Source organism: Pseudonocardia hydrocarbonoxydans (assembly GCF_006539565.1).
GTDB classification, from domain to species: domain Bacteria; phylum Actinomycetota; class Actinomycetes; order Mycobacteriales; family Pseudonocardiaceae; genus Pseudonocardia; species Pseudonocardia hydrocarbonoxydans.
On record NZ_BJNG01000064.1, the window covers coordinates 1 to 9,444 of the forward strand.

Consider the following 9,444-nt stretch of genomic DNA (forward strand, 5'->3'; position numbering starts at 1 on the left):
GGGCCTGGCCCAGCGGATCAGACCCGCACATCGAGCCGGCTGTCGAGGGGCCGACGGGCGCCTACCTCAGCTCACTGACGATCACGTTCGACGCCGAAGGAGGAGCAGCGCGCTGATGAACGAGGAGTGGGTGCCCGAGGCCACCAGGCTGGCGATGATTCGCATCCTGGAACACGCCGAGCTGGTCGGTCTCGCCAACACCGAGGAGTTCACATTCCGGTCGTTCTTCATGGCCGCCGCCTGCGAGCTGCTCGACAAGCCACGCTTCCAGACTGAGTGGCGCACGTTCGACCTCCTCGTCCAGGCCGACGACACCGCCTCCTTGATTGAGTTCAAGTACTACATGTCGAGGCCGACCTACCGCCTCGACGGCAGCCCCGGCCCGAGGAAGGGCGGTGCGAGTGCCAAGAACGAGCGTGAGTTCCATGCCTGTGTCCAGAAGCTGCGCACGACCGCCATCGACGGGATCGACCAGCGCCGGCTCGTGCTGGTCTACCACCGCGACGATCACGCCCCCGGCCGCAGCTCTCGGTCGCTGCACCGCAGCTACGGCCGACTCGGGCCGTCCGCGTCGGCGGCCCGGGTCTGGGCGTTCGCGCACGGGGCCCTCGAAGCACGCGTCCTCGAACCGACACCAGGATCAGGCAGGCTCGGGTGACCCAGCGCGAACGGGCTGCTGTCGTGCGCTCTACTGACATGGTGATCGACCGCGAGATCCTGGAGGCTCACCACGCCTTCGTCACCGGGGATAACGCCTGGCAGCAGCGTGCCCGCCTTACCCAGGCCCTGTGGCGCGAGCGCCAAGGCCTCGCGGCCGGGCTCCACCGCGACGTCCCCCTCGGGTCCCGCCTCACCCCCGGCGACGGCGAACCACCGACGCTGGCCAACTACATATCCGACCCGGCCAAGCGTCAGGTCGAGGCCGCCGTGGCCAAGAAGAACGGGGCATTGCTGTCCCAGCCGCGGTTGTGGGTCGACCTGCTGTCGAGTCAGCCGCTCTGCTTCAACCTCTTCGGCCCGCTCGCCGAGGATCTCGACCTCGCCACGGCCACGCTGCGGCTGCTGTGGCCGCACATCGGCCAGGTCACGGAGATCAAGTTCGAGTGGTCACCCGGCCGCGGCGACGAGCGCTACACCGGCAACCACTCCGCCTTCGATGTCTTCGTCGCCTACCAGAACGGCACGAGCCGCGGCTTCCTCGGCATCGAGGTGAAGTACCACGAGAATCTTCGCGGCACCGCAGCCACCGACCCGAAACAGCGCTATCCGAAGATTGCGGCGAAGCACCGGATCTTCCGCGACGGCGCGCTGCCGGACCTGCAGCGGCTGCCACTGCAGCAGCTGTGGCTCGACCATCTCCTCGCTCTGCAGCTACTAGCGTCGCCGGACGATGGGTGGGACGAGGGCACCTTTGTGTTCCTCTCCCCCACCGGCAACGTCGCCTGCACCACCGCAGCCCGCCGCTACAGCCACGCCCTGACCGACTCGACGACATTCGACGCCCGGACCCTCGACGAGCTCGTCCAGGCCATCCGGCTGGTCGCCGACGATCCATGGGCCGACGCCGTCTACGAGCGGTACCTCGACCCCCGACCGGTCTCGCGTGCTCTGCATCGGGACCCTGCACGACACCTACGCTGAGCAGTCGGCTCGTAACGGAGGCGACGCCGCCATCGAAAGATCGGCGAGGGTCGTTGTGTTGCCTCAACTCGACACTTCGATCATCCTGGCCGTAATCGGGCCTTCGGGGCAGCGGGCGACGTCGTGGTTGCCGCATGATCAGTTCGGAGCAAGACGCTGTGACAGACGCACGGAGCTCGTGGACCAGCTCACGAATGTCGAGCGCGGACCGCGAGACCCGACGCGGATGAGTACTCCCACGCACCTGCAACTGGCTCCCGGGTCCGTCGTCGTCGTCCGCGACGAGGAGTGGTTCGTCCGCGCGACCGAGGAGACGAACGACGGGCTCCTGGTTCACGTCCAGGGCCTGAGCGAGCTGGTCCGCGACTCCACCGCGAGCTTCTACGCGAGCCTCGACGACGTCCGCCCGCTCGACCCGGTCGACGCGAAGGTCGTCCCCGACAGCAGTCCCCGCTACCGCACCGCGCGGCTCTGGCTGGAGTCGACGTTCCGCAAGACCCCGGTCCCGCTCGGCGACCGCTCGCTGACGGTCTCCACCCAGGCGCTCGCCACCCCACTCAGCTACCAGCAGGCGGCGGTACGCCGGGCCCTGGACCCGGAGAACCTGCGGCCGCGGATCCTGCTGGCCGACGCGGTGGGGCTGGGAAAGACGCTCGAGATCGGCATGATCCTGGCCGAGCTGGCTCGCCGGGGCCGGGGGGACCGGATCCTGATCGTCACCCCGCGGCACGTGCTGGAGCAGATGCAGCACGAGATGTGGACGCGGTTTGCACTGCCGTTCGTGCGACTGGACTCGGCAGGCATCCAGCGAGTGCGGCAGAAGCTGCCGGCCACGCGCAACCCGTTCACCTACTTCAAGCGCGTGATCATCTCGATCGACACGCTCAAGTCCGAGCGGTACCACGCTGGCCTCAAGAAGCAACGCTGGGACGCCGTGGTCATCGACGAGTCCCACAACCTGTCCAACAGCGCCACCCTCAACAACCGGCTGGCCCGGCTGCTGTCGCGGACCAGCGAGGCCCTGATCCTGGCGTCGGCCACTCCGCACAACGGCCGGGCCGACTCGTTCGCCGAGCTGATCCGGCTGCTGGATCCGTCGGCGATCCCGCCGACCGGCGAGCTCGTCGCTAAGGAGATCGAGCACCTCGTGATCCGCCGCCACCGGCACAGCCCCGAGGTCGAGTCGGTCGTGGGCGCGGACTGGGCGCAACGGCAGGAGCCGCTGAACATCCTGGTGCCCGCGACCCCCGCCGAGGACGCGATCGCCCACGAGCTGGAGACCGTCTGGCTGTGGCCCGCGGCAGGACGCAGCCCGTGCTCCGGGAAGAACGCGTCGCTCTTCCCATGGACCTTGGCGAAGGCGTTCCTCTCCTCACCGGCCGCGCTTCGCGACACCGTGCGGGAGCGCATCGGCCGGCTCGGCGACGACGCCGAGCGCGAACGCAAGGCCCTGGAGCAGCTCGCCGAGCTGACGAAGGCTGCCCTGGAGCAGCCCTCGGCGAAGTACACCCAGCTACTGACGCACCTGCGAGAGATCGGGGTCGGCAAGACCTCGCCCGCACGAGCGGTGGTGTTCGCCGAACGGGTCGCCACGCTGCGTTGGCTGCACGAGCACCTGCCGAAGGATCTGGGCCTTCCCGCCGGTGCCGTGGAGATCATGCACGGCGGCCTGGCCGACGACGAGCAGCAGCGGATCGTGGACGAGTTCAAGCAGCAGAACGCTGCGGTACGGGTCCTCGTCACCGGTGACGTGGCCTCCGAGGGGGTCAACCTGCACTCACAGTGTCACGAGCTCGTGCACTACGACATCCCGTGGAGCCTGATCCGCATCGAGCAGCGCAACGGCCGTATCGACCGGTACGGGCAGAAGCACCCGCCGCGGATCACGGCGCTGCTGCTGGACCCGACCAGCAAGCAGTTCTCCGGCGACGTCCGGATCCTGGCGAAGCTCATCGAGAAGGAGAACGAGGCGCACACCGCGCTCGGCGACGTGGCGTCGCTGATGGGGCAATACGACGTCAAGGGCGAGGAGGACGAGATCCGCGCGGTGCTCGCCGGGCACAAGTCCCTCGACGACGTCGTGCGCACGCCCGCGGAAGCCGCCGCCGGCGACGACCTCACCGGCCTGTTCCTCCAACTCGCAAGCCTCGGCACCGCGCCCGCCGCGCCACCGGTGCCACCGGCCACCGTCGGCACCGGCCTCTACCCCGATGACATCACCTACCTCGACGAGGCAATTCGGGCGGCGTTCATCGACCCGACCGCGCCGCCAGGCAATGCCGGGGTGTCGTGGCGACGTGACGAGGCGTTCGGCACGGCCGAGCTCGTGCCGCCGAAGGACCTGGTGCAGCGCCTTGAGGTGCTGCCCCAGAGCTACCTGGCCGATCGGCGGGTCACCGAGAAGTTGGTCCTGGCCACGACCCCGGCCCGCGGAACGGACCGGCTCGCGGCGGCGCTCCGCGACGACAGCGACTCGAGCTGGCCGGACGCGCACTACCTGGGCCCGCTGCATCCCGTGTTGGACTGGGCCTCCGACCAGGCACTGGCCGGGCTCGGCCGCAACGAGGTGTTCGCGGTACGCGGCGACGTCGATCACCCGACGGTGCTGCTGCTGGGCACCTTGACCAACCGGCGCGGCCAGGTGGTCTCGGCCGCCTGGTTGACGGCCGAGTTCCCCGACGCCGACGACACGGCATTCGTACTGGTCAACCCGCATGCCTCGGCCGCCGAGGCGTTGACCGCGCTGGGCTGGAACCGCACCCGGCAGAACTCCGGCGCAGTGCCCAGTACCGACGACCTGACCCGGCTCATCGCGCCGGCGGTACGCCATGCGCAGACCCAGATGCGTGGTCTGTTCGCCGCCGCCGAGACCGACGTCGCCCAGCGCGTCGAGGCATGGTCACACCGGCTTGACCGATGGGAGCAGGAGGCCGGTGTCCTGATGCAGCGCAGCGAGCTGAAGCAGCGGCGGGTCAGCGTGCAGCAAGAGCGTGAGCTGGTCGCCGCAATGAACCCGGACCGGCAACTGGTCCGGCCGCTGCTGGTCGTGGTTCCGGACGCGGGAGCGGACCAGTGAGCGGGTCCGACGCGATCCTGGTCGGCGAGGGCTGGATCTCCGAGCACTTCTTCACCACCGACGCCACCTCCCAGTCGTTCCAGGCGAAGGTGTTGGAACGGCGCAAGGCATGGGACGCCGAAGCGAAGGAGCAGCGTCCGACGCCGCGCTCGCGCTTCAGCGAAGTCCGGCCGTCCCTGGAGGTGGAGCTGGCGGGCCTGGCCGAGCTCACCGACCCGGACGCGGCGGTCCCCCACGACGCCGAGACCGTCATCAAGGCCACCTCCGAGGTGTACGAGACGCTGCTAGAGCTGCTGGAGCTGCGCGGCCACGGGCTGCACATCGACGGCACCGGCCCGTTGTTGCGTGTCTCCGCACCTGGGATCACCGCGCGGGCACCCCTTGCCGTGGTGCTGGCGTTGCCGGCCGCCGCGGTGGAGGACGTACTGACGAAGGACGCGGCAACGCTGCTCACGCCACTCGCGCCCAATGACGGTGACCCCGACTTCACGTCGGCGGCGCGCCTCGTGTCGGCGCTGTTCGTCGACGAGGACGCCGCCCCCGACCTGGTGCTGATCCTGGCCGGACGGTGGGCCGTGCTCGCCGAGCAGGCGCGCTGGGCGGAGGGTCGCTACCTGGCCGTCGACCTGCAGTTGATCTGCGAGCGCAACGACGCCAAGCGCGGCGGGGAGATCGACCGTGCCCTGACGTGTCTGTCCGCCGAGTCGATCGCGCCCGACGGCGACGGCAACCTGTGGTGGCACGGGGTGCTGGAGGAGTCGGTCAAGCACACCGTCGGCGTGTCGAAGGACCTGCGCAACGGCGTGCGGCTGTCTATCGAGATCATCGCCAACGAGGTGGTGATCCGCCGCCGCGAGCAGGGCCTCGACCCGCTGCCGGCCGCCGACGCGAACGAGCTGGCCAAGCAGGCGCTGAGGTTCCTCTACCGGATCCTGTTCCTGCTCTACGCCGAGGCGTCCCCCGAGCTGGGTGTACTCCCGGTCGGCGCGCAGGAGTACGACGCCGGGTACAGCCTGGACCGGCTGCGCGAGCTGGTCCAGGTCGAGCTGGCCACGCCCCGGGCCCGGACCGGCACCCACCTGTACGACTCGCTGGGTGTGCTGTTCCGGCTGGTCGACTCCGGGCACGCGCCCACGCGCCCTACGGCCGACGACGAGGACTCCGCGTTCACGGAGGGCCTGGAGTTCAACGCGCTGCGCGCCGACCTCTTCCAGCCGCGCGCGACCCGGTTCGTCGACGAGGTCGGGCTGGGCAACGTCGCGCTCCAGCAGGTGCTGGCGCACCTGCTGCTGAGCAAGGAGAAGCGCGGCACGGACCGCGGCTTCATCTCCTACGCAGAGCTGGGCATCAACCAGCTGGGCGCGGTGTACGAGGGCCTGATGTCCTACACCGGCTTCTTCGCCGACACCGACTTGTACGAGGTCGCCAAGGGCGGTGACGGCAGCAAGGGCTCCTGGGTGGTGCCGGTCGAGCGGGCCGACGGCATCGCCCCCGCCGACTTCATCAAGACCCCGCACCCCGTCACCGGCGAACCGCAGCCCGTGGTCCACCCGCGCGGCTCGTTCGTGTTCCGGCTCGCCGGCCGGGAACGCCAGCAGTCGGCGTCGTACTACACGCCCGAGGTGCTGACCCGCTTCACCGTCGGCCAGGCGTTGGAGGAGCTGCTCGACCAGGACGGCCAGCGCACCACTGCTTCGGAGATCCTCGGACTGACGGTGTGCGAGCCCGCGCTGGGCTCCGGCGCCTTCGCCCTCGAAGCCGTCCGCCAGCTCGCCGACCAGTACCTCAAGCGCCGCCAGGACGAACTCGGCGAGCGGATCGACCCCGACGAGTACCCGCGCCGGTTGCAGGAGGTGAAGGCCTACCTGGCGCTGCACAACGTCTACGGCGTCGACCTCAACGCCACGGCGGTCGAGCTGGCCGAGATCTCGCTGTGGCTCGACACGATGGTCTCCGGGCTGTCTGCGCCGTGGTTCGGCCTGCACCTGATGCGCGGGAACTCGCTGATCGGGGCGCGGCGTGCCGTCTACCGGCGCAGCCAGGTCGCCGACAAGAGCTGGCTCGGCGCCGTCCCCACCGACCTGCCGCTGACCGCGCTGCCCGGCGACATCGCGGCCGACCGGGTCGGCTCCGACCTCGGCGACAGCATCCACCACTTCCTGCTGCCGGCCGACGGCTGGGGCGCCGCTGCCGACGCCAAGGAGGCCGCGAGCCTGGTCCCGGCCGCGGTGAAGAAGCTCAAGCGCTGGCGCGGAGCCACGAAGACCACGCTCTCGAAGACCCAGGTCGCCGCCCTGGCCGAGCTGGCGAACCGGGTCGAGGCGCTGTGGCAGATCAGCTACCGCCGCCTGCACCTCGCCGAGCAGGAGATCCGCCGCTCCATCCCGGTGTGGGGTGCCGGCTCGCTTCCTGCCGGCGGTGCGGTGCAACGCGAACAGATCGAGGAGTCCCTCGCCGACCGGGCCGGCGCCTACCGGCGGCTGCGCCGGGTCATGGACGCCTGGACCGCCCTGTGGTTCTGGCCGCTCACCGACACCGCGACCACCGTCGACGGGCACCGCGTCGAGCCGCCGACGGTGGACCGGTGGATCGCCGGGCTGCAGGCGGTGCTCGGGCGCAACCCGGACGTGGGCAAGCAGCACACGAGGAAGGCCACGAAGACGGCAGGCCAGATCTCGCTGGCCCAGGCGACCAGCTGGGAGGAACTGGGCCGCGCCGAGGAGCTGGAGCTGGACTTCGCCGGGGCTCGCTCGATCGACGCGGTCCTCGCCGAGCACCCGTGGCTGGTGGTGTGCGAGCGCGTCGCCCGACAGCAGGGGTTCTTCCACTGGAACCTCGACTTCGCCACGGTGTTCGCCCGGGGTGGCTTCGACCTGCAAGTGGGGAACCCGCCGTGGGTGCGGCCGCGATCCGACGTCGACGGGCTCCTTGCCGAGGGCGACCCGTGGTGGAAGCTGGCGGTGAAGCCGAGCGAGGCTCAGATCGCGCAGAAGCGCGAGGAGACCTTGGCTAGGGCCGGGATGACCGACCTGGTGGTAGACGGCAGCACCGACGTCGCGTCCATAGCGGAGTTCGTCGGTTCGACGGCGCAATATCCTTATCTGCTGGGGTCTCAGCCCGACCTCTACCGCTGCTTCATGGAGCAGACCTGGCGGGCCAGCTCCGGACGCGGGACGATCGGCCTCATCCACCTCGACACGCACTTCACGGACGATAGGGCCGGGCTTCTCCGCATGGAGGCCTACCACAGACTGCATCGACACTGGGAATTCATCAACGCACTCAAGCTCTTCGAGGTTCACGACCAGCAGCACTATGGTGTCAACGTTTACGGCCCACGTCGCACCGACGTCTCATTCGACAATGCCGTTTCGCTCTACCACCCAGACACAGTGATACGGTCTCTTGCCCACGATGACTCGGGCCCGGAACCCGGATTCAAGGATGATCACGGGAACTGGGATCAGCGTCCGCACCGTGGGAGGATCACCAGCGTAACCGACGAAGCGTTGGCAACCTGGCATACCACCCTCGAAAGTTCGGCGACGCCACTGCATCACACCCGCATGGTCTACGCCATTAACAGAGCAGCAGCCTCGACCTTGCAGAAGCTGACTCACTCTCCGCGAATCGGTGATTTGCAATTAAGATTCTCCTCTGGATGGCACGAGTCTAGCGATCGAAAGAAGGGTTACATCGCGACTGATTGGGGCTCCCCCTCCTCCTGGGACGATGTGATTTTGCAGGGGCCGCACCTCTTTGTAGGCACCCCCCTCTATAAGACGCCCAACAAGACTTTGCTACATCGCCAAGACTGGTCCGAGACCGACTTTGAAGCACTTGCGTCGGACGCAGTGCCGATCACCGCATACAAGCCTGCTGGCGACCGTTACGGGTACGACTGTGACTACACCGACTGGGGCGACGAGAGCGATCCAGAGCCCGCGCGCGACCACTACCGGATCGCCTGGCGCGCCATGGCGGCCAATACCAACGAACGCACTCTCATCCCGGCGCTTATCCCACCGGGCCCTGCTCACGTGCACGGTGTCGCCTCCGCGGGAGCGCCGAACCGTGGGCTGAGGGATCTCGTCGCCGTCAGCGGCTACCTCAGCTCACTGATCAGCGACTTTGCGGTCCGTGTGGCGCCCAAGTCGACCATTAGCGCCGGCACGGTGAGCCGGCTCCCGTACGCGGACGGGCCTCTGCGGTCCGCATTGATACTTCGCGCCCTCCGTCTGAACGCGATCACCAACGCCTACGCCGACCTCTGGTCGGAGTGCTGGTCCCCCGACTTCACCAACGACACCTGGACCGGCGGCCTCCCCCATCACCGCCGCCCCGACCTCGGCGCAGTCACCCCCACCTGGACCCCCGCCACGCCGCTGCGCATCGCCGCCGACCGCCGCCAGGCCCTCGTCGAGATCGACGCCCTGGTCGCCCTGATGCTCGGCCTCACTGCCGACGAGCTGTGCACGATCTACCGCACCCAGTTCGCGGTGCTCTACGGCTACGACCGCAACGTCAACTCCTACGACGCGAACGGTCGGCTCGTCCCGAACTCCGTCCTGAGCGTGTGGCGCCGGAAACGCGAGCGGATCACCCTCGACGAACGCACGGCCACGAACCAGGCCGGCAACACCTATACCTACGAGCTGCCGTTCGTCACCCTGGACCGCGAGAAGGACATGCGGCAGGCGTACGCGCATTTCGAGCGGCTACTGGCA

The 9,444-nt window shown here is 68.9% G+C and carries 4 protein-coding genes; all 4 read left to right on the forward strand.

The genetic code is table 11. The features are described 5' to 3' along the window. Positions 1 to 115 precede the first annotated feature (115 nt). A complete protein-coding gene (locus tag PHY01_RS25655; protein ID WP_141282791.1) occupies positions 116 to 658 on the forward strand; it encodes a hypothetical protein in 543 nt (180 codons plus the stop codon). Next, positions 655 to 1,641, forward strand: coding sequence for a PGN_0703 family putative restriction endonuclease (locus PHY01_RS25660; RefSeq protein WP_141282793.1), 987 nt, complete (start codon positions 655 to 657; stop codon positions 1,639 to 1,641). Before PHY01_RS25655 ends, PHY01_RS25660 begins: the two co-directional genes overlap by 4 nt. Positions 1,642 to 1,699: 58 nt before the next feature. Beyond that, positions 1,700 to 4,717 (forward strand): SNF2-related protein, encoded by a 3,018-nt coding sequence (locus tag PHY01_RS25665; RefSeq protein ID WP_246086155.1) that lies wholly within the window; start codon positions 1,700 to 1,702, stop codon positions 4,715 to 4,717. Then, positions 4,714 to 9,444, forward strand: a 4,731-nt coding sequence (locus PHY01_RS25670; protein WP_141282795.1) for a class I SAM-dependent DNA methyltransferase, incomplete at its 3' end; no start/stop codon positions are given. The genes PHY01_RS25665 and PHY01_RS25670, both read left to right, overlap by 4 nt.

Coding starts and splice junctions, on each gene's coding strand:
- PHY01_RS25655 (WP_141282791.1), top strand. CDS start 116: ATGAACGAGGAGTGGGTGCCCGAGGCCACCAGGCTGGCGATGATTCGC.